This window comes from Parabacteroides sp. AF48-14 (assembly GCF_003477465.1).
Lineage (GTDB): Bacteria > Bacteroidota > Bacteroidia > Bacteroidales > Tannerellaceae > Parabacteroides > Parabacteroides acidifaciens.
This window is the reverse complement of sequence record NZ_QUDI01000037.1, coordinates 16,100-38,677: the sequence shown is the minus strand read 5'-3', so window position 1 is coordinate 38,677 and position 22,578 is coordinate 16,100. Positions and strand designations below refer to the sequence as shown.

The following is a 22,578-nucleotide window of genomic DNA, read 5'->3' as shown; positions in this document are numbered from 1 at the left end:
CCGAACAATTACATGGAGCTTTATGCGTCATTTGAATCCCAATTCTTTTAATAGATTAGTTATTGCTGGAGTCAGACGGTATTCGACCAAATGCGCACGTGCTTCTTTGGTTAATCCTAAATGAGAAGAGCCGTATTTCTTTTCAATATCATCTCCAGCATAAAACCCTATTGATTCTGTAACAATTTTATCTCCAACTATACGAGGTGTTATGCTCTGATGATATGGCCCGATGATAATAAGATTTGGGGTTTCAATGCTTCTGGCTCTTAGACCAAGTAAAAAAGTAGAAGCAGGAGGATATAATTTCTCCTTCCATTCCATATACAAATTTGCAAGAAACTTCCTTTGTCTGTCACTTCTTTTTTGACCAGCTCTTTTACCACTTTTTACTGTTCCAAAGTATGGATCATCAAGATATGAAGGCTTTAACGGTTTACCATTTTCATCTACACCGGCCATTAATTGATCCTGTATCATAGACTTTATCAGTGGAGTACTTTCCTTTAATGTATCTGTTATTGTTTTAGGAAAGTCTTCTTTTAACACCTTTACCTTTACGGCTACATCAGCTATTGTTCCCATAATATAAACAGAGGGGCCTAAGAAAGCCCCTCTTCTGTTACTAATTTACCTTTGATAATACTATACACATCCATTAGAATTTTCCTTCTATCTTCAATATCCCTATCCAAAAAGAAAACATTTTCATGGGCTGATAAAAATTGCTTTCGTGTCATTTTGGAACAGATATCCCGATTAAAGGAAACCCCATTCATTACGACTTCCATTGCTCTATACCTTTAATTCCTGCAGTCAACAGATCAGCCGGCGTCTTAAGTGTTGGCGTTTCGGTAGAGTGATAGTAAGCGTTCCGTCCGCACTGTTATATGTAACAGCACTAACATCGGATTCCCAAACCCCTTCTGTTTTTGCCAATAATGAGCCATAAGCTGTGGTAAGATCGTATTTCCCATAGTGTTCGACAACTTTATAAGTTGTTCCGGAGGAGCCGATCTTTTCAACATCAACCCAAACAAGCCCTTTTGCCTTTTCAACAAGATCAGTTTCTGCCTGCAAGGATTTAGTCTCAACCCATGCTTTTTCAACATCATCATAAACAAGACTCACGGCCATCTTTGCATTATCTCCGCTTGTTTTGAACCGCTGGACATCCGACGGATAGATAGAAGACATCAAATACCCTTTTATCGTGTTATCAGCATCCTTTTGTCCATATACCACATTGTTTTTATCAATGAACAATGCCCTCATATGTTCATTTTTAAGTTTCATGATATTTGCCAGCAATCCTTCATCGTAGTTTTCCATTGTCCAAACTTCAATAAGTTCGGAATAGGATGTTATCTGAGACGCACCATAGCCCTGTTTTGAAGTTTGAGCTTCTCCCCCACTCGGCGCATATTCAGCAATCGGACCAATCGGATAAATTCGATTAGGTCGGTCTGCATGAATCATCTCTTCCAGCTTTTCTTCAAGTTCATCATCTTTGATAACCATACTTTCTGGCGTCAAAATGATTACCTTTACATAGTCTGGAACAAACGGGCATTTACTTGATCCCGTATTAAATATTTCGCTTCCGCAATCTCTATATTTTTTCATTCCTTTTATCTGCAATTAGGTTTCTTTACTTTTATCTCCAAATTCAATATATCTATCCCATCAAACAAATCGGCAAATGGCTTTTTACCATCCGAACCATACACCCCTCTACTTCCATATCGCATATTATCTACATAACGATGTGGCACAATATTCTTAGGGCCAAAATCAAGTCTATTATCTCTACCTATTTCAGCAATAAGATGTTCGTAAACAGGATGTAAAACTTCTTTATAGGAGATGCTAAGCCTTTGATCGTTTGTATAATCAGACAAAGTACGAGTAGCAATCATAAGATCAAGGCTTGCTGTACAATACAGGTATGGATCACTTTTATCTTCTTCAAATGGAGTAAACAGAGCAAGAAGAGGCCATTTCCCGGCTTCTGTAATTGGAGATTTGCTTAATATATCCATCTCCCTTGCTATCTGCGCCCACTCTCCGAAAAGGAAATTCAGATTGATCCCTACACCTACAGAAGTCTTACGGCTAATATCCTTGAATATGTCTACAATACTAATCATATCCCCATCTGATTCATAAATTCCAATAAATGCTCATCGAAAAAATATCCACCGTAATCATCTTGATTATTGTATAGGAAATCGGATAAATATCTGTTAAGATATGCCATCTGATTCCATGCGCTTGTCATCTTGATATTACAAGGAGTCACTTTATTCGATGAACTTTCATCTATATTACCGATTGGTGTTGCCTGTGTTTGATTCTTTCTTAGATAGAAGAAGAATACATAGTAGGCAATCGGAGATATCTTCCGATCACCTACCTGTTCGACCAACATGTTTTTTAGATTATCCCATTTTTCTTCGACTTCCCCATTCTCGATATACTGAACAAATTCTTTAGCCTTATCGTAGCCTAATATTTTACGATAAAACTCAAGTTCATATTGAGCAATCAAGGATTTCAGTTCATAATTGGCAGCCTCATTGGTCTTTGCCGGGACGCCAGAATATGAAATTATCCCTTCTATATGAAGTTCTCCTGTGAAAAATGTTTCATCTATAAGCATGTTCTACTATTTTTTAGATTTTATCTTAATCAAGTCGCTCATACCATACTTTAAAATTGCCTCTTCTATTTCGGGAGTAGAAGCGATTTTACCGTCATTGATGAACATGATTGCAACCGGGAGAGACACATAATCTTTATCTCCTATTTCATGATGCTTTGCCTTGATGTAAGTTACTTCATACACGTCAGAAGGCTCAAAATGGTAACTCTTAGCATCATTTTTGTTTACTTTTCCTCTTTTCATATTATTAAGCTTCTATTTTAGATGAATCAATAGCCTCTTTAATCGTAGCATAAGTCCCTTTAATAAAGGCCGTCTTATAGTTTGACTTGATATAGGCCAACAATCTCTTTTCACCGATCATTGTAACTTGGTTCTTCTGGAAGTCATCATTTACCCAGCCAAATGTAATAGACAATCCTACATAGTCACGGATATTCAGATATCGGAAATCACCCAATACGAATTCGCCTTCCGTAATGGATGTAGAAGGACGAATCTGAACACCGGAAATAAGAGTACCATCTTGCAATGTGAAGGGAGGGAATAGATACTGGCCGTTAGCATCTTTGGTCAACTTCATATTTGCAAGATCAATTGGATTCATCCGTACCAAGTTCGGAACATAGTTCATTTTGGATACAGATACTACCTGAGTAAATGCCGCTACAATAGCATCGAAATTATTAGGTTTATCAACCTTGATGCTTGTCAGAGAGTACTCCGGAATATCGGTAAATACGCCTTTTATGTTTCCATTTTCTCCATCACCATACAAGATACCGTTTTCTTCTTCAATACCAATTTTATTGATAATCTCGGCTTGAACCTCTGCTACCAGCTGCGGAAGATCAGTTAATGTTTCCTCCGTTAATGTAGCAGTTAATGCTACTTTACCAGCATTTACAACAACTTCTTGAATGGAGGCAGTCATTGAAGGCTTTAACCCTCCTTCCGGAACCCATTCAGCGTCTCCTGTAGAATCTTTAAGCTCAGTATATACCAGTGTGCGAGCATTGATAGTTGCAACATTCGCGAACTGTCTAATTTCGCTTTCGGCCATAGGAGGCGTTGAGATTGTAGAATCAAACACAACTCCTGGACTAAGAGTTACACCGGATGCTGCTGTTACAGTAGATGTAATAGGAGTATTAGCCTTAACAACCAGGTTAAATTGCTTTTTATAACCAGGTGAAGATTTACATGCGGACTTTAGATCAACGATTTCTCTACCACTTTGATCTTTTACAATGAAATCTTTCACCTGTTCTCTAATTTGCTCCGTAATTGATTTCAAGCGAAATTCTCCGGAAGGTGTTTTTTCCATTGCGCCTTTAATTCTAACTAACTGCTCGCAAACCTCTTTTTTAAAATCCGCAAAATCCTTCTTGTCAATTTTATCCGATAGATTTTTCTCATTCAAATCCTTAAATTCGTTCATCAAATCCTCAAGCTGCTTGAGATACTCCGGCTTACCAAGTTCATCCTTCAAGAACTTTACATTTAGTTCTTCAAGTTTATCATCCAGCCCTTTAAAGAACTTCTTTTGTTCTTCATCAAGAGTGGATTCATCAATAAATCCCATTAACCCTAAACCTGCAGAGACAACACCAGCTGCAAGCGGATTCGCATCAAATGAAACAAATGCAATAAAAGATAATACTGCAATTGCAAACAGTGAGCAAGCGAGATTGAATCTTTTCTTTCTTCCTCTCATACTGTTTTGAAACAGTTCTTTGAAATACTTTCTCATTTTCTACTACTTTTAAGTTATTATTTGAATTTCACATTATGGAATAGGCTTTTTCTTTGATTGTTGGCGGCTTGCTCCTGGCTAAGTGAACGAAGATTATTTTTCATATCTTCCTCCGGCTTAACAGACATAAGTGCTTTAAACTTTGAGAATAGGCCTAATATCTCTGTTTTCTTTTTCATAGATAAGCCCTGTAGGCTACCTTCTATTTCGTTCTGAAGTTCAATTTCCTTATCTTCTATTTCCTCTGCTGTTTTTAAACCGGCATAATAGGTTTCGCCATTACAACCGATAGAAACTACAGATATCTCATACAAGACAACTTCCTTCACAATGAACGCATCTTTTTCTGAATCATAATCTATCTTATCCCAAACATAAGAATAACCTATTGAGAATTGATTGAGTGTTCCTGATTCAAGCTGCTTGATCTCTCTATCCCCCAGATCGATCTCGTCAATGTCAGCCTCAAAGTACAATCCTTTGTCGTCCTCTATGAGTGTGACAATCTTTCCTACAGGCTCATTCATGTTATGCATCCACAGGTGAATGATCTTATCATTGGCATTACTTTGTGGGCCTCGCTCCTGAATGCTTTTAGAAAAACATCCTTTTATCAGGATATCGCCTGCTTTATCTTTGTTCCCAAAAACAGCGGCATAACCCGAAATCCTACGACTTTCAGAATTTATCGTTATGTCTTTTATTTCAAAAGAGAGTGCCTTGTACTGCATCCCTATTGATTCTCTTTTTTTAGTTTTCAGTTTGTTTTTCATCTTCTATATTGTTTTCTATTAATTGAGGTTCCTGTTTAAACTCTCCTTCAGGGTTATCAGGATCTATATCTATGTAATTAGCGACTTCTTTACGGGATTCAGTCAATGTTATAATGCCATCATTATACAAATTGCGAACAGCCCCCGAAGCAAGAGATAAGGCACTTGCTGCATTTTTTTTTGTCTTCCTGCAATACGGATATGTGAGAATAATCCAATCGGATAATAATACCATCTTCGCCAGCTATAGCCTTTGTTAAGGCTTCGCAATAATTCTCCGAATCTGGAATTACCAAATCTTGGTATGCATCTCTTTTTGCACCGTTCTGATTATCATAAGTACTATCAGAAATTAAAACATTAGGGTTTAATCCTAATGCGTTACAAATAGCATTGCGGCATTCTTTATCTTCTTGATACAGCTTTAAATCTTCTGAATTGCCTGTGATTGGGACCCATTTTACATTCGCAGTAGTAACAAGGATGGAAAACAGTTTATTCACAACCCCATATTTCTTCTTAAAGCTTTCGTTGAGTTTATCTACTTCAGCCGGATTTAACGAGCTATCGCCATAGACATCACCATTGGTATTGTCACATAAGACACCCTTTGGACCTCCATCGACAATCAGTGTGCCTCTTGCAATCATTTGAGCGATCCAATTGTTGACCGGACGTGTGAGAGAGTCTGTTATATGGCTATAAGACAATTCTGATTCCGTTACGCTAATATTTGCGTTTGCATCTGAAACGATAAAATATTCATCACTTTCAAGAGAAATATCTTCACTTCCCCATTCAATCCATGCCTTTTTAATAATATCTTCGACTTTTGATTTCTTCCAGATATTCGAGTTTATTTCTGCATGAAAAAGTTCAGGGGGGATAATCCACATAGAAACAGGAATCTCAGACCTCAATGCTCTAAAGGTATAGATCGGACAAAAGCCAAACGTTTTAAGGCTGATTTCAACCTGCTTATTAAATTGTTTCCCGCTTTGAATTGGGTTAGGCTGCTTAAGTAAGGCCCTTATTTTGTTATATTTGTTGTCCCCATTATCGAGATGCTCGTTATCGTCTTTGTCAGTTACGTAAAATCGCCCGTTGGAAAACATAGAACCACATCTTTCAACAACGCTCGCGAAGGGAGTACAGGCGATCAAAGCTCTTCTCTTATCAGCCAGATTAAGCATGTCAAAGACATCCGATTTGCCACCAATAAGCTGCTGTAACCCTTTTGATATTGCATTTATATACCAAATGTTCCCTGCTTGATCTTTCTCTACAGCATTCACATTTCCTACCATAGACAAAGACTTTGTACTGACATTTTTATCAGATTTCCAAAAAGCAAGTTTTTTGAATGAAGGATATTTCATTTTTGTACAAACAAAAAAAGCCATCCCCAGTATTTCTACCAGGAATGGCTCTTTGGCTCTTTATTTCCGTTTATGTGCTACAAATATACGTGTTATTTTCAGACAAACAAATAATTAAGAATAAAAACTACTACATTCATAAACTTCTTTGAATTCTGTCCGCCAAAGCGGCTAATGAGTTTATAGCTTCAATATTATCTTTGTCATCATACTCAAGCACGTTTTCAATAAATGCCTCAAAAAGAGGATCTGAATCATAATCACTTGGTATGAATATTTTATTTCGTATATAATCTATCTGTGCAGATATCCTTTTTTTAGGGTCCGGAAAAGGCTTCCTCCCACGAATATCTTGAATGTGTGTTCTCAAATTCCTGACGTAAACAGCAAGTGAAGGATCGCATTCGACTTGAACCTTGTCTCCTGGAACGATTAACGCAGGTATTCCCGACTCTTCCACGACTACATCAGACAGCGTTGCCTTTACAATATAGCAATAACCATCTTTCACTACCGCGCGCACAAATACAAACTTTAAGTTGATAGAAGGGCTGATTTCTACTATGCCATAGCCTTTAGATAGGTCTGTCTTAGATTTATCATAATATTTCATTGCCGAATCTTTAATTTTGTTCCTATTCCTTCTAAGGGAGAATTTTGTATATTCCTTGTTGAAGGCTTCTGCTATAAAATATCTCTTTGTGTCGCTAAAATGTCCATACTGTTCATAGGTTTGTCCAGTATCCTTGTTCTTGATGCGCAATTTTAAGATTGCCCCATTCACATCTTTCTTGACACGCGAGTAATCGTTGATTGATACCTTACAGCTTTCATCTATGCCGATCTCTATATCTTTTATAACACCTGAATAGATGGCATTAATAAACTCGCCTGACATTGCCACAGATGGATTTGATTTCGGCATTTTTTCTTCAACAACAAAAGAAGCATCTAATTTTGCTTTGAATTTATCAAAAAAGGATAACTTATCATCATCTATTGTATTCCCGCTCTTAGTAGAGACGTCTCCATACATATAAACCTTATCAGCGTGACCAATATCATGTAGATAAGATACAGCCATCTCTGAAGCCTTAGACACGGTATTAAAAGGCTCTTCAGCCGGTATCTCATGAATTTGCATTACTTTATTGATGTCACCTGGAATGATCTGCCAGAACCCGATAGATATATATGGGAGTACGTTGTTATCTATAGTTAGATGGATAGGATAATCTTTTTTATACTCATACCTACCTACATGCTTACCTATTTCAAAGTTTCTGAAAAATTCGCCACCGGTTTTGATTGTGCCCCACTCTCCTAATGCATACACCTGGTAATACGAATAGTCGTTGATTTTGTCCTTTTCAAAATCAGCTATTACTTGAGCGTCATAAAAACCATAGGTCCCATCTGGAGATCCAACAACCCAAAAGTTGTTTAAGTAAGTAGACTGCATAATAACCATGTCGGGATTATGCATCTCATACTCTTTATTTCGAGGATTGAAAACCGGCTTAGGAGAGTTGGTCCATTTTTGAGCTATCTCGGAATATTCTTTATTTAGGATGTTCCCCGTTAGATTGTCCTTTAATTTTCCATATAAATGATTGTCGACCTCGATTAGTTGCTCTTTGTCGAATATGTTTTTCTTAACCCAATGATCTTCTAAAATAGGATTGAACGCTGCTACTATCTTTTGCCCCTTCCGTCCCCGGAGACGCTTTCTTATCTGCTTAAAATCGCTTTCTTCAAATTCTGATATTTCCTCACAGAAAACATACTGATAACTTTCAAGACCTTTGATCTTCTCCGGATCATCTAATCCCTTGAATGTAATGTATGAGCCATTGAAACATTTTATAAGATTCTCTTGAGGCTTAAAGAAATCATCGAGTTTTAAAGTTTTTATCGCTTCGGTAAATGTCTTATAAATGCTATCGGATATAGTGGCTCCAGTTTTTCTGAATACCATAATATTATATCCGTTCTCTATACATTCTAAAATGAAAGCCTGGGATATAGAAAAAGATTTTGCTGAAGAAGAGCCTCCATATAGGAAAGCAAACCTATAATCATCATTCTTAAGTGCAACTCTCAAATGATGAAAATTTGGATTGAATCTTTTATAACTGATTATCTTCTTATCCACAAAATCTAAAATTTAGAACACTACTAAAATTATAAACCCCGATATTTTTCTAACAAGGCCAAATAATATCTTAAAAATAGAACATTAATCAATTCCTGTATCAATCTGGACGAGGGCATTTCTTAGATCCAAAACGGTTGGCTCATCATAGCCAAGCATCTTGCAGATACGCTCTATCGCTTTGATTTTGTCATATAATTCTATCTTAACATATTCCACATCTATAATTTCGGGATCTTCATTAGTTCCGACATTCTTCTTTAAGATTTTTGTTGATATGCTCTTAATTGAAGACTTCTGCTTTTCAGTAAGAAGCTCGAAGTCTTTGCGCTCAATCCATGTATTATGCAAATGCGCTATAGAAGAGAATGCAATGTTTGACAGTTCCGACAGAATTTTTTCTTTCGTAATGTCTGATTGCTCTTTCCGCTCATTTTGCAATTCTTTTACTCTTGCCGCGATCTTGCCGTTATCCATCAATTCTTTTGCTTTCCGATTTACTATTCCAGGCTTCATTCTATCGCATGAATAAGCCCGACGGTAAGCCTCCGAAGCATTCCCGCATTCGACATAGTAATTGCAAAAATTTTCTTGTTTGATTGTCAACTTCATTTTCCCATTATGATTTTGATTTCTTTTTTGCACCTTTTACACCAGCAGTAATATGATCCTGTACTGCCATAATCATAATGTCCAAGCCAATTCCCATGAATTGGACAAAATACATCAATCTGTTTCTTCGGGGTAATAAACGGCCCCTGTTGCGAAGACATAGTTTTTGATTTTAAATGAAGGCCGTTAGTGCAAAATTACAAATAAATTCAATATTAACAAGATTATTGCCAAAAAAATATGCTAAACAACATATTATTTTTTCTCGTTATTATTTTGTCAATGTAATATATTACATTATCTTTGTAGTGTAATCAATTAGAACAGGGCGGCAACCTATAAGCGGCGTAAGAAAATGAAAGCGATTATATCAAACAACGTAACATTTGAAATTACAGGAGAAAGAGGTGATTATTTCATTTGTAAAGATTCCAGAGGCAAATTGAATATGTTTGCAAAACAAAACGTTACAGTAATAGAAATTGACGAAATGCCAAAAGCTAAGACCTACAGAAAACCGTCAAAATCTTCTTACGATTATAAGATCGAGAAATCTCTTCTTATGGATATGGCACAAAATAATCCATATTCTCTTACCACTCTGTCAGATCATGATAATGCAACAGATATAGTTAAGAGTATCGTATCACAAGCACTTCGTAAGATGTGTATAAGCGAAAAACAAGCTTATGTGCTTGCAAAGTTTGCAGAATCAAATAGCATTAAATTATAATTAGAAAACACTTATAGTCATGAAAACGATCACAGGAAGAGAAATCAACGTGAAAGCTAATCACAGCAAAAGAACCTTCACAATAAGAGTTGAAGGTTCTAAATATAGAACTGTTCAATTGAGTAAGGAAGAGTTTAACTCTTGCCTTCACAATACAGCTAACGATTGGGCTGACTTTTTGAAAAGCGATGATTATTATTTAGTAAAATAAAAAAACTAATTATGGCAAAAAGAGAAATACCCCTGTTCATTCTCGATAATAATCGTGCTCACAATCTTGGCGAGTGCGATTTTATCACCTGTACTGATATCGACAATGGGTTTGTCGGGAAAATAGATTATACCCATTGCCAGGAAGAAATATCTGACACCGTCCGAACTGGCGAAGAGCGGAACGTCATCCGTGTAAGGATGGAGATAAAACGCATTATTGGCAAAAATCCAACTCCTGCCGCTCAGCGTTCACTCTTAAAGAAAGCCATGGAGTACTATACGGAGATTAACACCGTAGAAGTTAATACATCAAGCCCGACTGACAAGCAATGTATAGACTTTTTAGACACTCTGATTAAAGGGAATCGTCACAACCTTACCGAAGCCGGCGTAGACTATAACGAACGCAAGATTATAGCAACTTCGCTTAATATGCTGGAGGCAATCAAGGATAAACTTAAAAACCTGAAGCAAAATGAATGAAAGAGAACGTATAGGGAAGCGTATTGCCGATATTCGCAAGGAAACTGGTATTTCTCAAGCAAAGTTGGCAGAGATGTCTGGACTTGACCAGGGACATATAGCAAGGATAGAGCTTGGGAAATACAATGTAGGGATAGATACACTATCCAAAATCGCTGAAGTTTTCCATAAAAAAGTCGATATAGTATGAACGAAGAACTAAGACAGCTTATAGACTGGTTTGAAAACTACCAGGTCACATTTAACGAAATAAGACTTAGCGAGTGCGAGAACATATTTGATTTGCGCAAGTATATTGATGTGCATGTTAGGTCGGTGAAAAGGAATTGGGATAATCCTACCTTTGCGAGTGATATACTGAGGCTGAAGAGGCTTAGGAAGGTGTTTGAGGAGAGAAAATAAAGATTACTCTATATCACGGGTTCAATAATGCTCTAAAATGTTAAAGTTTGGTATTACTTAAATTTTTATTGCATAAAAGTTTGGTATTACTTAAATAAGTACTATCTTTGTAGTGTAATAATAAAACGAACAAGTCATGAATATCATAGGTAGTAAAATAGTAGGATACAGATACGGTGAAGCCCCGGAATGCGGGCAATCTTTTAACACTCGGACAAGGCAATATGAATGCGGTGTTTCAATGGCCCAGGTTGGTTATATGGAAGAAATAGGCTCATTTGCCGTTTCTGGGGCTTATGGTCGTAAAAAATACTACTATGAAGGTACTATAGTAGGTTATGGCGGTGATGATGAAATATGCTTGAGCGACGTTAGAAGAATCTCTTACAACGAATACAGATCACTAAAATACGTGTATAAAGATATTAGTAATGCTATCGTAAATGAAAAATGCGATAGCAAGATCAGGTTGTTAAGAGCGGGATGGGCTGTTTATCCCAACACAGTCGAGGCTATAGAAGAAATGAGAAATGAAATGTTGAAAAAATGATCCGAAGCAAAATAAAAGAAGCAATGAACATCCGTAAGATCAAGTCAAAGGACCTCGCGGATGTTATTGGCATTAGCAAAAGTGCCATGTCTCTTTTTCTTAACGGTAAGATGAACATTGGCCAAGAAAAAATAGAGGCAATGCTAAGACATCTTGGCATTGAACTTGTTATAAAACAATAAGGTTATTGAGGCAATCGGAGGGCGGAACCCCACCGAGGCAATCGGAGGGCGCCAGTGAAAAATTGTAACCAGTGAAAAATAAAAAAGCCGGAGGTTATTCCGGCTTCTGTTCTTTATCTTCTTCTGATTTTATCATCATCTATTTTTCATCTTAATAAACGTCTCCTATTTCTCTGAACATCTCTTGTATCTGAATACATTTAACATGATATTGTCTACAAACGTCAGGCAATTTTATTTCTCCTGTGCTATTTGGGGCCGATCTTTCCATAGATACAATTGTCCATTCTTGTGGATTCACAGATGCGAATGAAGCCAAATAGATATCAGCTTTATCCATACGAAGAAATTTCTCTTTTGCCTTGGAAGTATAAAAGGAATTGGATGCCGCCCACTGAGTGATAATCGATAACCTTTGAATGGAAAAATTATTATCAAAAGGCAAAAAGAAATCTTCGCTTAAATTACTCGTCATCCATATTTTTAAATCGTCGCTATTGCTATACAGCTCATCCCTCACTTTATCGAGGCTACATATCTTCTCTTCTTCTGCAAGCAAACGAATTTTATTCCAAAAACTTACGCCTACATCGGTTGGACAAAAAGTGCGATGTGGAGTCACAAAACAGTTTGAATCTATAATGTACTTCATAATTAGACAAAGGATGAAGAGTTTAATATTTTGTGAAAGGTATCACCTTTTAGCCCGGTTAATCTATATGCATCCATGTGCAATAGCATATCCCTATTCAAGGCATTATTTACATGAGCCAAAAAGGTACGACTGCTTTTCTTTATTGCAGATAGATAGAAATTACCCCCGGAAGCACTTTTAGCTACATCCTGAAGTGCTTCATTTTTCCATTTTTTTATGCAGTAGAAATACCTTGCGTTTGAAATAAATCCCAATTCCATAGCTCTACGAGCAATAACAAAGCGACTTACTTTAAACTTCTTAGATAACACTTCGTAGTTCTCGCCTAAACCACTATCCCACTCCTCTTTTAATAATAAGTCCGGCACTAAAAAATTAGCTGCGACTTTGTCGCAAAACCGTTCCGTTTCAGATAAAGACTCCGTTTCAGCTTCGCCTACTCCTGCACTATACCCTGTTAAAACATGAGCAAACTCATGAATCAAAGTAAACATTTGTGCAACTTTTGCATCTTTGCTATTTACGAAAATAAAAGGAGCATAATCGTCTATTAACGCAAATCCTCTACAGTCTTTCACAGGCAAAGGACGAGTATTATTAAACCCTACTACACTATTAAAACTGACAATAGTGCCACAATCTTCAATCCTTCCTGTTATGTGCTTTAAAGCACTATCAATCTGATTATACCCAAAAGCCCAATTATAAGGTAAATTTAATATTTCTCTTATTCTATCGCAAACGCTCTGGATCTTATCATGAGGGGTAAAAGTCCCGACATAGCCAACTTTGTCAAAGCCACTCTTTTTTAAATAATCAGACAGCCATTCTTGCCGTTCCTGCATTTCTTTAATGGTGTCATAAACATTAATGTTATGAGCTTTATCATCTATGCTGCGAAAGAATGGAATAGGGCATGTTTCTTCTGGAGGATTATCAAGAAACATATAACCAAGTGGAACATAGAATTTATGTGCAAATTGCTCGACATTTTTAAATGTAGGCAACTTACTCCCATCCAGCCAATATTGGAATTTGGGATTTTCTTCAATGTATTCATCGACAGTCTTCCCAACCCTTTCAATAGCCCAAATAAGGATGTTTGGATTGATATGTATTCTTGTTGCACTCATTGTTATGCCTGATATAACATACGCAAATCTACACAAATATTCCACATGCGTGCAATATTATGCAATAAAATTATGTAAAAAGTCTCACTCCCCAACCCTACACTCCACCTCGTACCTAAACCTGTTAAGCCCTGATGGTTTAAAGGCATCGAATTCGACACCTTTAGAATGTTTATTATATACAAAAAATGCGCCGCCAATTTCTTGACAGCGCATAATTTCAAGGGAGGCTTATAATGATATAGAAAGGAGTTCTTCACCCAATTTATGCAAGGCCTTTTCAAGTTTTACGCTTTGTTCAGGTCTTGGATTCCTGTTACCTGAAGCATAATGCCATAATTGCTTTTGGTTTATGCCCGTAATACGCTCCAATCCAGCCTTAGAAAATATACCAGAGTAGAAGTCTAAGAGAGACTTTACATCCATTTTAAAACACAATTCGTAATCTCCTTGTAGTTCTTCCGGTACTTCACAGCCTAATTCTTTGCATTCTTCAATAAAGGCGTCTATAGCCCCTACCATGTTCATTTTAATCTCATCTACAGACCTGCCGGAAGCAACAATTCCGCCCAGCCCTTCGATAAATGCAGAATAATTGTTTTCTGCTCTTTCGATAATAATCGTTAATGTTTTATTTTCCATATTTGCGCCACAATAAAAAACTGATAATCTTGATTTGTAAAGAAGTTCAGAAACAGCAGGACTATTTAAGTCCTGCCTCCCTTAAAATGGAATTTAATGTCCCGTCTTTCAGATCATCGCTAAGATTTCCCGGTATAACTATAGGCCTTCTGGCTCCTTTTCTATAATATATCCGGTGATCCCCGCGCATCCGGATGAGCTCCCATCCTTCATCCTCCAGTAAGGAAATCACTTCCTTTACTTTCATTACCACCTGAACCTCCTTTTTTAATATTAAAAAAACTCTTCTTACAACGAAGATTCGACATCACAAAGATAACTATTTTTCTACTATCTACAAATAAAACGATAACTATTTTTCTACCGATTGGCAATATTTAATTATTCATCATGCAGAAAAGGGGGTTGGTTCGATGGGGCAAACAACAATTAGGACTAACAAAAAAGCCCGGACAACCGGGCTTTCGCTACATCTTACACTCCACCTCGTACTTCTTCCCTTCGGAGGTGTAGTGCCAGATAAGGAGAGGCCTATAGACACTATTCAACATTAACTTGTATTCTAAAGATTGTTCTTTTAATACATTCCCACAATTTTCTTTTTGCCAAATAACCTTATTTGTCATCGTGTCGTAAATTTCGACCCTATCTACCTGCACCATCTTGTCACTGCCATTATAAAAAGATGCAATTATATTTGCAGATAGAATAAGTCCATCTACATTAATAATAGAACCAGATACTCCAACCCTAATAAAATCTTCAATTGTGGGTTCCAGAACTGTAACATCACAAGTTGATTCAAATTTACCATCTTCAGTTCTTGCTTTAATAACACATTTACCGGCCGATTGAGCTGTTACTTTGCCAAATCTATCTACGGTTGCTACAGATTGATCTGATGATTCCCATACTATATTTATATTACCGGCATTCTCTGGTACAAAAACCAATTTAATAGTAAAAGAATCGCCTTTTTTGACCGTTTTACTTTTTTCTGCCAAAAACATATCTTCCAATTCAACTACTTCTTTCCCGGTAAAAGGAGAAATATTGTACGAAATTGTATCCTTTACATTATCAGCATAATCCAAATAGTAAGAAGCGACAAGGATTGTATCTTTTAATGTCAAGTTCATTTCGCAGGATTATAATCAGGCAAACTTACAGGGAATGACCATATAGGGGAATAAGAACTGCTTAAAACAGTATATTTATTTACATTATTTGTATTTATTGTTACATAAATTGAATCACTAACCCATATGTATTTATCATCCTTTTTAGGAAATGAAAGTTGATCTGTACCACCTGGTAATAACCTTATGACTTCACCATTATTGCTAATTTGAGCTGCACGATTTGCTGCATTTTTATTTGCATCCATCTCATGCCTACTTACTGTTGTAAAGAAAAAGTCTTCATAAACACTAACATCCGAATAGATATAATTGTCATCGAACACTTTTATATAATTTGCATTCCCATCTTTGTTTATAATCACAGGAGATAAACCAACAACATCCAAATCAGATTTTTTTATAGCATTACCTACAACCAAACTCCCGTTGCTTATTTCAACCGGATTATAAGCATTCGATACCAAATTTGATCTATGAACAACTTCCCATAGCTGTTTTCCTGATTCTGAAAACTTAGATATCCAAAAACTTTCTAAGCCATCTGATAGCTTTGATCCATATAAATATTTTTCTCCGGCATTGTCTTTAAAAAGTTTGAAAGATTTTATACTTTTTGCGTCATCAGGCTTACACCCTGTAAGTTCAAGTATCTCCTTTTCTATATCATAAATGTCAGGTTCTAAAACATCTATAGGTTCTTTCTTGTCTTCCGAGCAAGCGCAAAACAAAAAAGCCATAATAGTAATGGCGTATAATATTCTCTTCATTTTAATATTGGTTTAGTATTTAGCCGCAAAGGTAATAGATAAAAACGAACAAAGGTTAATCTTAAAACATATTTGATAACATGTTATTCAATCTTTATGCTGATATCTTTCCCACAATGAGGGCATGTGATAGAAAGAGAGCCTTTCTTAGGTTGTTCGAATAGGTCCGTTACCGGACAACCGATCGCATCTGCTATTCTTAAAAGAATTTCTGTTGATGGATTGCCATTCACATGGCTACTAAGAGTAAAACGAGATATACCCATTTTTTCAGCAACTTCATTAATTGATGTGCCATGATTTTTGATGGCTTCTTTAATTTTTAATTGATCAATCATACTTTATAAATTTTGTTTTTGCAAAGATATATTAATATCAAAGATGTGGTACGATCATATCACTAATTAAAGTTAAAAGTCATACTATAATACAACATTTGCTTGTTTATGTGGTATAAAAGTACCACATTTGCATTGTAATAATAAAACAATAAAGCAATGGCAACACAGAAATACAATCGTAGCGAAATCATGAAATCGGCTCACAAGCTCTACAAAGAATGCAAGAAGTACGGCCGGACATTCGGATCATGCCTAAAGCAAGCATGGGCATCAGAAAAAGCAATGGTAAGACTTGCTGAACAGCGTGCAGCATTCCAGAAAGAGATTGAGGTACGTCGCGTTGCAAGCAATATCGTGTTAACGCACGTAGGAATGGAAAGCCTGTATGCCAATAGAGTTTATTCAGGGGATTAATACATTAATAATATACACGATATGGACAATAAAGAATTAACAGAAAAAGTAAGAGAGGCGATCGAAAGGAATAATCTATTGGATTTTCGATTTCACGAAGACGGATCAGGCGCACAATTTCACATTTACGATCCAGCAGGCTATCATGGATTACCTTGTGATCAGTCTATAGCACTTCCTATTGATAATGCGATAGATGTTTTAAGTGGCAAATGGATAAATATTAAAAGAAAATAGTCATGACAACATTAGACGTACTGAAAGGAATCCAGCGGATCATGATCGAGAAGCTGATCGCAAAGAGCGACATTATAATATCCGTCTCTTCCCGGCCGGAAAGATCAGAGTTATCCATCTATGTGCAGAATACCGCTTATGTGGTTCTGGCGCACGAGATATTTATTGACGATACCGGGATAGGCTTTAAAGAAGAAAACAAACAAGCCTATGGCAGGATAACAGAAGCCATAGATAGGCAATACAAAGTTGCCATAGCCGGATAAGACCTTAACCGTACAAAGAAATACTAAACCAATATTAATATATAATTCGTATGAAAACAGAAGTAGTTTTATCAAAAAAAATCAAGAATTTAGTTGCTGGGATGAAATTTATTCCTACATTTGCAGTGCTACAGTTTTATATACATATTTGGTTAGGGGATTTTTTATGCCCTATTGTAGACTACTGCCTAAAATATAAGCAGAGGTTTCTCCGTACATATTCGCCCCTAAGCCAATATGGAACTGTAGCAAGTTGGAGAAACTCTCTGCTTTCTTTATTTATTAACAACTAATTTTCATTGATTATGCTACAGTTGAATGAAAATTACTCAAACGGCAATAACATTGCTGTATTAAGTACGTTAATCCACGATACGGATACAATGAGTTCTATTGAAATAGCAGAACTTACAGGGAAACAGCACGCACATATTATGCGTGATATCAGAAACTTACTTTCACAAGGTGTTACTGCATCCAATTTTGGATTGAGTGAATATAAAGACTCTACCGGTAGAAAATTACCCTGCTACAACCTCACCAAGAAAGGCTGTCTTATCCTGGCTTCCGGTTATGATGCTAAATTGCGTGAAAAGATCATTGACCGTTGGGAAGAACTGGAAGAAGCCAAGCAGACCGGAGGCTTCCAAATCCCGCAGTCATATTCCGAAGCTCTTATGCTGGCCGCTAAACAAGCGGAACAGATCGAACAGGCCAACCGGACAATAAACCGGCTGCAACCGAAAGCTGATTTTGCAGACAAAGCATTTGAAACCGCCGACAAAGTAGATATCGGACAAACAGCAAAAATCCTTAATCTCGGATACGGCCGGAATACCCTCTTTCAAAAGCTAAAGGAGAAAGGCATATTCTTCGCAAACAGGAACGAGCCGAAGCAGCAATACGTCAATGCCGGTTACTTCGAGCTAAAGGAGCAGTTCATCACCCGGAACAATCACCCCGGATTTATAGTGGTGAAAACTCTGGTAACTCAAAAAGGATTGGCCTTTATCAATAAGATATTGGGCGGTAATCCATCTGATGGCAAACTGGCGAGGTCTCTATAATACGATGCCACATAAAACGAGATATACCCGACGATTGGGGCTTTCGATCCCAGCGTATCCGTTTTGATGCCCCTCCGGTAATACGGCCGGAGGGTTTGGAGGCGATTAAATAGAAAGATGCAAATTTCTCTATCTAATAAATCACAACGCTTGTAGAGGTCAAATAATGGGAGTCATGGCGAAGAAGTAATACCTTTTTCCGATTTTGTTCAGTTAAATAGTCCTTTTATTGCATGTGTAATAATACACATATAAACACTATTTAGGTTAAATGGCAACATGTTTTATATCATATAAAGTATCACAACAATATGAGACAAAGCATTTTCCTTATATAAAACAAATAAGAATCATAGGTATTTCTTTGGAATTATAAATGCTTAAGATGCTTTTTACCTACACATATCGGTATAACAAAAAGCATATAGCCTTTGTTTTTAAAAAGTGAAAAGCGTTAACACTTGTAGCATTATAATTTTTAAGCCCATGAAAGAGATCACTGAATGCAAGGTTGGTAACACAACTTAGCAGGAGTCCTTAAATTTAAGCTAATACAACAGCTTAGTAAAACTATCATTAGAGGTACGGAGTAATGACGTACAGCTAATATTATAACCAATATTATAATTCAAATACAGAAATGGAAAAGAATGCAGTCCAATTAAGCGAAAACGCTATAGTAGAAATACAAGCATGGAGAGAATACGCAAAAAGCGGCGTATCATTTGAAAAACTTATGATAGGAATAATCAAAAAGAAAGTTTCAGAATCGGGACATTCTGATAATGAGAACGAGAATATCCGATGCATGGTTGAAGATTTCATTTTCTTCAATGATATATTAAATAGCCTTTTAGATGAAGATTGACATATGCCTTGACATCCCGGCGGTAATATGGCTGCCGGGCTTGTTATAATAAACATTTATGCAATCTGCTTGTTGAACAAATTAAATGATTAGTTTTGTAAATAGTTATAACATGAATGACGCACTCACAAAACTAAGTCAAATAATAAGTCAAATTTTATAACACACCACAAAAGAATTGAATATCAACACATTACATGTTAAATATTCAGCTTCCCAAGCTGAGGGTCACGAGTTCGAGCCTCGCCTACCGCTCGCAAGAATCAGGCGCAACCTTTAAAGTGTTGTTGCCTGATTTTTTTAACTTTCCTCCCCACGCATTTGCTTGTCGACAATTGTCGGCAAGCGATTGGCCGCAGGGAAAATTTGACTTCAGTCACCGTATATCTCACAAATTATCTGTATGTTTGAAGTCTAAAATCAATAGAAAACCATGGCAACACGGCAGGGAAAGATTCTGATAGTAGACGACAACGAAGATATCCTATTCACGTTAAAGATGTTACTCCGCCCTCGGGTAGAGAGTATCACGACCTGTTCCGATCCGAAAGAGATCAACCGGCTGGTATCGAGAAACCAGTACGACGTTGTCCTGCTGGACATGAACTTCACAGCCGACGCAGTCAGCGGGAAAGAAGGATTCTACTGGCTGGAACGGATACTGGAAATATCGCCCGGGACAGTCGTCATCCTGATCACCGCCTATTCGGACACGGAAAAAGCCGTACGTGCCATTAAAGCCGGGGCAACTGATTTCATCCCGAAACCCTGGCAGAATGAAAAGATGCTGGCAACGGTTTCAACTGCCCTCGAACTGAGTCTCAGCCGTTCGGAAGTACGGACATTAAAGGAACAGAAGTCTGCATTGACCGCTTCGGAACCGGAAATTGAAATAATCGGCGAATCGGCCGCCATGCAAAACGTATTCCGGACGCTCGAAAAGCTGAAAGACACAGACACCAACATCTTGCTGCAAGGTGAAAACGGGACGGGAAAAGACCTGATTGCCTACACGCTTCACCAGCAGTCCGTACGAGGGAAGGAACCGTTTGTCCCGATTGACTTGGGAAGCATTCCACACGAACTATTCGAAAGCGAACTGTTCGGACATGAGAAAGGAGCGTTTACGGATGCAGACAAAAGTAAACCCGGACGGATCGAGATTGCATCCGGCGGCACGCTTTTCCTGAACGAGATCGGAAACTTGCCACTCATGGCGCAATCCAAACTTCTGACTGTCATCGAACAACGCAAAATAAACCGTGTCGGTTCGACACAAGAAACGCCGGTCGACATACGCCTCATCTCGGCAACCAACACAGACTTGCATGCCGCCGTACAGGAAGGACGTTTCCGGCAAGACCTGTTGTACCGGATCAATACGATCGAGATAACGATCCCGCCTTTGCGCGAGCGGGGAAACGACGTCACATTGCTGGCCCGGCATTTCCTGCAACGCTACAGCCGGAAGTATAAAAAGGAGATCGAAGGATTCTCCGGGGAAGCGCAACAACTCCTGAAACAGTATCATTGGCCGGGAAACGTACGCGAACTGCAACATGTCATCGAACGTGCCGTCATCCTTTCCGAAGCCGGAGAGCTGCAATATGACGATTTTATGCTCCGCCTTCCTGTTTCCGCCTCTCAGGATAAAGAGGGAAAGTTCAACTTGGAAGAACTGGAAAAAAGTACCATACAGGAAGTGTTGCGCCATTGCTCGGGCAACATGACACAGGCGGCCGGCCTGCTCGGCATCACCCGCACTTCTTTATACAGACGACTGGAAAAATACGGCTTATGAAACGTTATACTAAAAAAACGGCCGGATTAGTATTCCTGTTGTTGGTGACCAGCGTGGCCTTCGGGCTTCTGGTTGCTTACGGATTCAGAATCTCTGCAGCTGTCACGTTCGGATTGCTCCTGATTGAAGTTTACAGCCTGTTCCGCCTGATGGAACGCAGCGACCGGCTGTTCAAACAGTTCATCTGGTCGATGCGCTATTCCGACTTCCTCTCTTCCGGCACTCCTTTGCAAGAGCAGGGCGACAAAATCCCGCAAGACCTGGTCAACGCGATGGAAGAGGCTTTGCAACATTACAAAAAACACCTGCAGGAGAAAGAAAGCCAACTGCAATATTTCCAGGCATTGGCAAACCATATCGACCTTTCCGTCTTTGTCTATTCCGAAAGCGGACAAGTGGAATGGATGAACCAGGCTTTCAAGATACAAACCGGGCTGAACTTCGCCGAAACGATAGACGATCTGGCGGCTTATCATCCGGAACTCCCCGCACGTCTGCGTACGTTGCATCCCGGTGAACTGTCCATCCTGCAAGTCCGGCGAAAGGAAGACTACTCGCAACTGATCCTTTCTTCCATCTCGTTCGTCGTATTGGGTAAACCGCTAAAGGTCGTCAGCATGAAAAACATACGTTCCGTCCTGGAAAACAAGGAGACGGAAGCCTGGCAGAAACTGATCCGGGTGCTGACACACGAGATTATGAACTCCATGACTCCGATTGTTTCCCTGTCGGAACTGCTCCGGAATAAATGCATGGACGAAGCAACGTCCGATGCGGAAGAACGGGAAGAAACCGGCCAAGCCATCGAAACGATTTACCGCAGGAGCAGCGGCCTGGTGCGGTTCGTAGAGAGTTACAGGAAAGTGGCCGGCATTCCGACACCTATTCCGGAAATCATTCCGGTCAACAGCTTGCTTAACGATGCCTGCCTGCTGTTTAAAGAGCAGGAAAACATCCTAAAAGTGCTTCCTTCAACTGCTCATTTGCAGGTTATTGCCGACAAGGGATTGATCGAACAAGTATTGATCAACCTGATTAAGAACGCATTGGATGCGACCCGCCACCGTCCTGATCCGCAAATCGAGCTCTCCGCCGGAATCAACGAAGAAGGCAAAACCTTTATCCGGGTAAGCGACAACGGAACAGGCATTCCGGCCGATGTGCAGGAACGCATCTTTATCCCTTTCTTTACCACCAAACCATCCGGTTCCGGCATTGGTCTGAGCATCTCCCGTCAGATCATGCACATGCACAAAGGCGATTTAACCGTGACGTCGGAGGACGGGACAGGCAGCCGGTTCTTGCTACTTTTCTCCTGACCCGGCAAGTACAGCTTTGAACT

The 22,578-nt window shown here is 38.4% G+C and carries 33 protein-coding genes; 15 read left to right on the top strand and 18 right to left on the bottom strand.

The window, feature by feature from the left end:
- Positions 1-27: 27 nt before the first annotated feature.
- The 11 genes from DW083_RS16455 to DW083_RS16405 form a co-directional block, all read right to left on the bottom strand.
- Positions 28-585: a hypothetical protein gene (locus DW083_RS16455; RefSeq protein ID WP_122333121.1), complete on the bottom strand. Its 558-nt coding sequence runs from the start codon at positions 583-585 to the stop codon at positions 28-30.
- 17 nt (positions 586-602) lie between these two features.
- Positions 603-791, bottom strand: a complete 189-nt coding sequence (locus DW083_RS16450; RefSeq protein ID WP_122333120.1) for a hypothetical protein — start codon at positions 789-791, stop codon at positions 603-605.
- 25 nt (positions 792-816) lie between these two features.
- The gene (locus DW083_RS16445) at positions 817-1,626 is read right to left on the bottom strand and encodes a hypothetical protein (RefSeq protein WP_147382150.1); all 810 of its coding nucleotides are present in this window, start codon (positions 1,624-1,626) and stop codon (positions 817-819) included.
- Between the two features lie 5 nt (positions 1,627-1,631).
- A complete protein-coding gene (locus DW083_RS16440) occupies positions 1,632-2,150 on the bottom strand; it encodes a hypothetical protein (protein WP_122333118.1) in 519 nt (172 codons plus the stop codon).
- Positions 2,147-2,662 (bottom strand): hypothetical protein, encoded by a 516-nt coding sequence (locus tag DW083_RS16435; protein ID WP_122333117.1) that lies wholly within the window; start codon positions 2,660-2,662, stop codon positions 2,147-2,149. Before DW083_RS16435 ends, DW083_RS16440 begins: the two co-directional genes overlap by 4 nt.
- Positions 2,663-2,668: 6 nt before the next feature.
- Entirely contained in the window at positions 2,669-2,908 is a 240-nt protein-coding gene (locus DW083_RS16430) for a hypothetical protein (protein WP_122333116.1), read from the bottom strand.
- 4 nt (positions 2,909-2,912) lie between these two features.
- Positions 2,913-4,418 (bottom strand): phage major capsid protein, encoded by a 1,506-nt coding sequence (locus tag DW083_RS16425; RefSeq protein WP_122333115.1) that lies wholly within the window; start codon positions 4,416-4,418, stop codon positions 2,913-2,915.
- A 20-nt stretch (positions 4,419-4,438) separates the two neighbouring features.
- Positions 4,439-5,194 (bottom strand): HK97 family phage prohead protease, encoded by a 756-nt coding sequence (locus DW083_RS16420; RefSeq protein WP_122333114.1) that lies wholly within the window; start codon positions 5,192-5,194, stop codon positions 4,439-4,441.
- Between the two features lie 122 nt (positions 5,195-5,316).
- Entirely contained in the window at positions 5,317-6,573 is a 1,257-nt protein-coding gene (locus DW083_RS16415; protein ID WP_158582126.1) for a phage portal protein, read from the bottom strand.
- 136 nt (positions 6,574-6,709) lie between these two features.
- Entirely contained in the window at positions 6,710-8,728 is a 2,019-nt protein-coding gene (locus DW083_RS16410) for a PBSX family phage terminase large subunit (RefSeq protein ID WP_158582125.1), read from the bottom strand.
- 84 nt (positions 8,729-8,812) lie between these two features.
- Positions 8,813-9,340, bottom strand: a complete 528-nt coding sequence (locus tag DW083_RS16405) for a terminase small subunit (RefSeq protein ID WP_122333111.1) — start codon at positions 9,338-9,340, stop codon at positions 8,813-8,815.
- A gap of 355 nt (positions 9,341-9,695) precedes the next feature.
- Here DW083_RS16405 and DW083_RS16400 point away from each other — a divergent pair, with 355 nt between their 5' ends.
- The 7 genes from DW083_RS16400 (at position 9,696) to DW083_RS16370 (ending at position 11,903) form a co-directional block, all read left to right on the top strand.
- Positions 9,696-10,073 (top strand): hypothetical protein, encoded by a 378-nt coding sequence (locus DW083_RS16400; RefSeq protein WP_122333110.1) that lies wholly within the window; start codon positions 9,696-9,698, stop codon positions 10,071-10,073.
- Between the two features lie 19 nt (positions 10,074-10,092).
- Positions 10,093-10,284 (top strand): hypothetical protein, encoded by a 192-nt coding sequence (locus DW083_RS16395; protein WP_122333109.1) that lies wholly within the window; start codon positions 10,093-10,095, stop codon positions 10,282-10,284.
- Positions 10,285-10,295: 11 nt separating this feature from the next.
- Positions 10,296-10,769 carry a hypothetical protein gene (locus tag DW083_RS16390; protein WP_122333108.1) on the top strand — a complete coding sequence of 158 codons (474 nt, stop codon included), beginning with the start codon at positions 10,296-10,298 and terminating at the stop codon, positions 10,767-10,769.
- Positions 10,762-10,959 carry a helix-turn-helix domain-containing protein gene (locus tag DW083_RS16385; RefSeq protein WP_122333107.1) on the top strand — a complete coding sequence of 66 codons (198 nt, stop codon included), beginning with the start codon at positions 10,762-10,764 and terminating at the stop codon, positions 10,957-10,959. The genes DW083_RS16390 and DW083_RS16385 overlap by 8 nt, the downstream gene beginning before the upstream one ends.
- The gene (locus tag DW083_RS16380) at positions 10,956-11,171 is read left to right on the top strand and encodes a hypothetical protein (RefSeq protein WP_122333106.1); all 216 of its coding nucleotides are present in this window, start codon (positions 10,956-10,958) and stop codon (positions 11,169-11,171) included. Before DW083_RS16385 ends, DW083_RS16380 begins: the two co-directional genes overlap by 4 nt.
- Before the next feature lie 136 nt (positions 11,172-11,307).
- Positions 11,308-11,721, top strand: a complete 414-nt coding sequence (locus tag DW083_RS16375; protein WP_122333105.1) for a hypothetical protein — start codon at positions 11,308-11,310, stop codon at positions 11,719-11,721.
- The gene (locus DW083_RS16370; RefSeq protein WP_122333104.1) at positions 11,718-11,903 is read left to right on the top strand and encodes a helix-turn-helix transcriptional regulator; all 186 of its coding nucleotides are present in this window, start codon (positions 11,718-11,720) and stop codon (positions 11,901-11,903) included. The genes DW083_RS16375 and DW083_RS16370 overlap by 4 nt, the downstream gene beginning before the upstream one ends.
- Positions 11,904-12,054: 151 nt before the next feature.
- Here DW083_RS16370 and DW083_RS16365 read toward each other — a convergent pair whose 3' ends face one another.
- The 7 genes from DW083_RS16365 to DW083_RS16330 all read right to left on the bottom strand — a co-directional run bounded on the left by DW083_RS16365 (position 12,055) and on the right by DW083_RS16330 (position 16,580).
- Positions 12,055-12,555, bottom strand: a complete 501-nt coding sequence (locus tag DW083_RS16365) for a DUF4411 family protein (protein WP_122333103.1) — start codon at positions 12,553-12,555, stop codon at positions 12,055-12,057.
- A 2-nt stretch (positions 12,556-12,557) separates the two neighbouring features.
- Positions 12,558-13,691: an ImmA/IrrE family metallo-endopeptidase gene (locus DW083_RS16360; protein WP_122333102.1), complete on the bottom strand. Its 1,134-nt coding sequence runs from the start codon at positions 13,689-13,691 to the stop codon at positions 12,558-12,560.
- Between the two features lie 231 nt (positions 13,692-13,922).
- Positions 13,923-14,333 (bottom strand): type II toxin-antitoxin system HicB family antitoxin, encoded by a 411-nt coding sequence (locus tag DW083_RS16350; protein WP_122333100.1) that lies wholly within the window; start codon positions 14,331-14,333, stop codon positions 13,923-13,925.
- A gap of 61 nt (positions 14,334-14,394) precedes the next feature.
- Positions 14,395-14,580, bottom strand: a complete 186-nt coding sequence (locus tag DW083_RS16345) for a type II toxin-antitoxin system HicA family toxin (protein WP_122333099.1) — start codon at positions 14,578-14,580, stop codon at positions 14,395-14,397.
- Between the two features lie 220 nt (positions 14,581-14,800).
- Complete coding sequence (locus DW083_RS16340; protein WP_122333098.1) at positions 14,801-15,472, bottom strand: Ig-like domain-containing protein; 672 nt, start codon at positions 15,470-15,472, stop codon at positions 14,801-14,803.
- The gene (locus DW083_RS16335; RefSeq protein WP_122333097.1) at positions 15,469-16,242 is read right to left on the bottom strand and encodes a hypothetical protein; all 774 of its coding nucleotides are present in this window, start codon (positions 16,240-16,242) and stop codon (positions 15,469-15,471) included. Before DW083_RS16335 ends, DW083_RS16340 begins: the two co-directional genes overlap by 4 nt.
- 83 nt (positions 16,243-16,325) lie before the next feature.
- Positions 16,326-16,580 (bottom strand): helix-turn-helix transcriptional regulator, encoded by a 255-nt coding sequence (locus tag DW083_RS16330; protein WP_122333096.1) that lies wholly within the window; start codon positions 16,578-16,580, stop codon positions 16,326-16,328.
- Between the two features lie 159 nt (positions 16,581-16,739).
- On the opposite strand from DW083_RS16330, the gene DW083_RS16325 reads away from it, so the two are divergent.
- The 8 genes from DW083_RS16325 to DW083_RS16295 all read left to right on the top strand — a co-directional run bounded on the left by DW083_RS16325 (position 16,740) and on the right by DW083_RS16295 (position 22,555).
- Positions 16,740-16,997, top strand: a complete 258-nt coding sequence (locus DW083_RS16325) for a hypothetical protein (RefSeq protein ID WP_122333095.1) — start codon at positions 16,740-16,742, stop codon at positions 16,995-16,997.
- A 21-nt stretch (positions 16,998-17,018) separates the two neighbouring features.
- Positions 17,019-17,234: a hypothetical protein gene (locus DW083_RS16320; RefSeq protein ID WP_122333094.1), complete on the top strand. Its 216-nt coding sequence runs from the start codon at positions 17,019-17,021 to the stop codon at positions 17,232-17,234.
- Positions 17,235-17,236: 2 nt separating this feature from the next.
- Positions 17,237-17,500: a hypothetical protein gene (locus DW083_RS16315; RefSeq protein WP_122333093.1), complete on the top strand. Its 264-nt coding sequence runs from the start codon at positions 17,237-17,239 to the stop codon at positions 17,498-17,500.
- A 50-nt stretch (positions 17,501-17,550) separates the two neighbouring features.
- Positions 17,551-17,793: a hypothetical protein gene (locus DW083_RS22025; RefSeq protein ID WP_147382149.1), complete on the top strand. Its 243-nt coding sequence runs from the start codon at positions 17,551-17,553 to the stop codon at positions 17,791-17,793.
- Positions 17,794-17,805: 12 nt separating this feature from the next.
- Positions 17,806-18,567, top strand: a complete 762-nt coding sequence (locus DW083_RS16310; RefSeq protein ID WP_122333092.1) for a Rha family transcriptional regulator — start codon at positions 17,806-17,808, stop codon at positions 18,565-18,567.
- A gap of 640 nt (positions 18,568-19,207) precedes the next feature.
- Positions 19,208-19,435 (top strand): hypothetical protein, encoded by a 228-nt coding sequence (locus DW083_RS16305; RefSeq protein ID WP_122333091.1) that lies wholly within the window; start codon positions 19,208-19,210, stop codon positions 19,433-19,435.
- A gap of 433 nt (positions 19,436-19,868) precedes the next feature.
- A complete protein-coding gene (locus tag DW083_RS16300) occupies positions 19,869-21,236 on the top strand; it encodes a sigma-54 dependent transcriptional regulator (RefSeq protein ID WP_122333090.1) in 1,368 nt (455 codons plus the stop codon).
- Entirely contained in the window at positions 21,233-22,555 is a 1,323-nt protein-coding gene (locus DW083_RS16295) for a PAS domain-containing sensor histidine kinase (RefSeq protein WP_122333089.1), read from the top strand. Before DW083_RS16300 ends, DW083_RS16295 begins: the two co-directional genes overlap by 4 nt.
- Positions 22,556-22,578 lie beyond the last annotated feature (23 nt).

Bases quoted from the DNA above. Each gene is read 5' to 3' on its own strand.
- DW083_RS16400 (WP_122333110.1), top strand. From the start codon at position 9,696: ATGAAAGCGATTATATCAAACAACGTAACATTTGAAATTACAGGAGAA.
- DW083_RS16385 (WP_122333107.1), top strand. From the start codon at position 10,762: ATGAATGAAAGAGAACGTATAGGGAAGCGTATTGCCGATATTCGCAAG.
- DW083_RS16415 (WP_158582126.1), bottom strand. From the start codon at position 6,573: ATGAAATATCCTTCATTCAAAAAACTTGCTTTTTGGAAATCTGATAAA.
- DW083_RS16315 (WP_122333093.1), top strand. From the start codon at position 17,237: ATGACAACATTAGACGTACTGAAAGGAATCCAGCGGATCATGATCGAG.
- DW083_RS16435 (WP_122333117.1), bottom strand. From the start codon at position 2,662: ATGCTTATAGATGAAACATTTTTCACAGGAGAACTTCATATAGAAGGG.
- DW083_RS16320 (WP_122333094.1), top strand. From the start codon at position 17,019: ATGGACAATAAAGAATTAACAGAAAAAGTAAGAGAGGCGATCGAAAGG.
- DW083_RS16390 (WP_122333108.1), top strand. From the start codon at position 10,296: ATGGCAAAAAGAGAAATACCCCTGTTCATTCTCGATAATAATCGTGCT.
- DW083_RS16425 (WP_122333115.1), bottom strand. From the start codon at position 4,418: ATGAGAAAGTATTTCAAAGAACTGTTTCAAAACAGTATGAGAGGAAGA.
- DW083_RS16350 (WP_122333100.1), bottom strand. From the start codon at position 14,333: ATGGAAAATAAAACATTAACGATTATTATCGAAAGAGCAGAAAACAAT.
- DW083_RS16365 (WP_122333103.1), bottom strand. From the start codon at position 12,555: ATGAAGTACATTATAGATTCAAACTGTTTTGTGACTCCACATCGCACT.
- DW083_RS16300 (WP_122333090.1), top strand. From the start codon at position 19,869: ATGGCAACACGGCAGGGAAAGATTCTGATAGTAGACGACAACGAAGAT.
- DW083_RS16380 (WP_122333106.1), top strand. From the start codon at position 10,956: ATGAACGAAGAACTAAGACAGCTTATAGACTGGTTTGAAAACTACCAG.
- DW083_RS16445 (WP_147382150.1), bottom strand. From the start codon at position 1,626: ATGAAAAAATATAGAGATTGCGGAAGCGAAATATTTAATACGGGATCA.
- DW083_RS16305 (WP_122333091.1), top strand. From the start codon at position 19,208: ATGGAAAAGAATGCAGTCCAATTAAGCGAAAACGCTATAGTAGAAATA.
- DW083_RS16360 (WP_122333102.1), bottom strand. From the start codon at position 13,691: ATGAGTGCAACAAGAATACATATCAATCCAAACATCCTTATTTGGGCT.
- DW083_RS16450 (WP_122333120.1), bottom strand. From the start codon at position 791: ATGGAAGTCGTAATGAATGGGGTTTCCTTTAATCGGGATATCTGTTCC.
- DW083_RS16330 (WP_122333096.1), bottom strand. From the start codon at position 16,580: ATGATTGATCAATTAAAAATTAAAGAAGCCATCAAAAATCATGGCACA.
- DW083_RS16325 (WP_122333095.1), top strand. From the start codon at position 16,740: ATGGCAACACAGAAATACAATCGTAGCGAAATCATGAAATCGGCTCAC.
- DW083_RS16405 (WP_122333111.1), bottom strand. From the start codon at position 9,340: ATGAAGTTGACAATCAAACAAGAAAATTTTTGCAATTACTATGTCGAA.
- DW083_RS16395 (WP_122333109.1), top strand. From the start codon at position 10,093: ATGAAAACGATCACAGGAAGAGAAATCAACGTGAAAGCTAATCACAGC.
- DW083_RS16430 (WP_122333116.1), bottom strand. From the start codon at position 2,908: ATGAAAAGAGGAAAAGTAAACAAAAATGATGCTAAGAGTTACCATTTT.
- DW083_RS22025 (WP_147382149.1), top strand. From the start codon at position 17,551: ATGAAAACAGAAGTAGTTTTATCAAAAAAAATCAAGAATTTAGTTGCT.
- DW083_RS16455 (WP_122333121.1), bottom strand. From the start codon at position 585: ATGGGAACAATAGCTGATGTAGCCGTAAAGGTAAAGGTGTTAAAAGAA.
- DW083_RS16375 (WP_122333105.1), top strand. From the start codon at position 11,308: ATGAATATCATAGGTAGTAAAATAGTAGGATACAGATACGGTGAAGCC.
- DW083_RS16310 (WP_122333092.1), top strand. From the start codon at position 17,806: ATGCTACAGTTGAATGAAAATTACTCAAACGGCAATAACATTGCTGTA.
- DW083_RS16340 (WP_122333098.1), bottom strand. From the start codon at position 15,472: ATGAACTTGACATTAAAAGATACAATCCTTGTCGCTTCTTACTATTTG.
- DW083_RS16335 (WP_122333097.1), bottom strand. From the start codon at position 16,242: ATGAAGAGAATATTATACGCCATTACTATTATGGCTTTTTTGTTTTGC.
- DW083_RS16370 (WP_122333104.1), top strand. From the start codon at position 11,718: ATGATCCGAAGCAAAATAAAAGAAGCAATGAACATCCGTAAGATCAAG.
- DW083_RS16440 (WP_122333118.1), bottom strand. From the start codon at position 2,150: ATGATTAGTATTGTAGACATATTCAAGGATATTAGCCGTAAGACTTCT.
- DW083_RS16420 (WP_122333114.1), bottom strand. From the start codon at position 5,194: ATGAAAAACAAACTGAAAACTAAAAAAAGAGAATCAATAGGGATGCAG.
- DW083_RS16345 (WP_122333099.1), bottom strand. From the start codon at position 14,580: ATGAAAGTAAAGGAAGTGATTTCCTTACTGGAGGATGAAGGATGGGAG.
- DW083_RS16295 (WP_122333089.1), top strand. From the start codon at position 21,233: ATGAAACGTTATACTAAAAAAACGGCCGGATTAGTATTCCTGTTGTTG.